We start from the raw sequence: 340 nt of genomic DNA, 5'->3' as shown, positions 1-340 counted from the left end.
CGGCCGACCGCGGCTACGTGATGGACTCGGGCACGGTGACGATGGAAGGCGATGCGAAGCAGATGCTCGACGATCCGAAGGTGCGTGCGGCGTATCTCGGTGAATAGCTGGTCTCAGCTGGTTTCAGTTTTGCCAAAGGAAATACAAATGAAGATTCTTGTGCCAGTGAAAAGAGTGGTCGATTACAACGTGAAGGTCCGCGTGAAGTCGGACAACACGGGCGTCGACATCGCGAACGTGAAGATGTCGATGAACCCGTTCGATGAAATCGCCGTGGAAGAAGCGGTGCGCCTGAAGGAAGCGGGCGTCGCGACTGAAGTGGTCGCGGTGTCGGTCGGTG

At 57.4% G+C, this 340-nt stretch carries 2 protein-coding genes; both read left to right on the top strand.

The window, feature by feature from the left end:
• A partial coding sequence (locus ACV229_RS40820) for an ABC transporter ATP-binding protein C-terminal domain-containing protein (RefSeq protein WP_448088249.1) occupies positions 1-107 on the top strand: 107 nt, incomplete at its 5' end.
• 40 nt (positions 108-147) lie between these two features.
• Positions 148-340, top strand: a 193-nt coding sequence (locus ACV229_RS40815; protein ID WP_448088695.1) for an electron transfer flavoprotein subunit beta/FixA family protein, incomplete at its 3' end; no start/stop codon positions are given.

The sequence above is a fragment of the Burkholderia sp. MR1-5-21 genome, assembly GCF_053427715.1.
This window is presented reverse-complemented; position numbering and strand designations above follow the sequence as displayed.